Raw genomic sequence first — 202 nt, 5'->3', positions numbered from 1 at the left:
GGGGGACATGGCGGTGTCTCTTGCAGGAAACAGCGCCAGCCTATCCGTCATGCCCGCCTCGTCATCTCAGCCCACTCGACACGCCGCAAATGGCCAAAGTCGAGCTTAGAGCGTCTAACAAAACCACCGTTCGATGAAGCGCCAGACGATGAGGGCTGCGGCCAGTGTCGTGAAGGCGAGGTGGATGTCGCGGCGTCGCTCG

General features: G+C 61.9%; 1 pseudogene. It reads right to left on the bottom strand.

The features are described from left to right. Positions 1–114: 114 nt before the first annotated feature. Positions 115–202: pseudogene (locus tag WDW90_RS40555) on the bottom strand (IS5/IS1182 family transposase); the annotation flags it as partial.

This window comes from Methylobacterium nigriterrae (assembly GCF_037106235.1).
Taxonomy (GTDB): domain Bacteria; phylum Pseudomonadota; class Alphaproteobacteria; order Rhizobiales; family Beijerinckiaceae; genus Methylobacterium; species Methylobacterium nigriterrae.
Note: the sequence above shows the minus strand (reverse complement) of the source record. Positions and strands in the feature narration are given on the sequence as shown.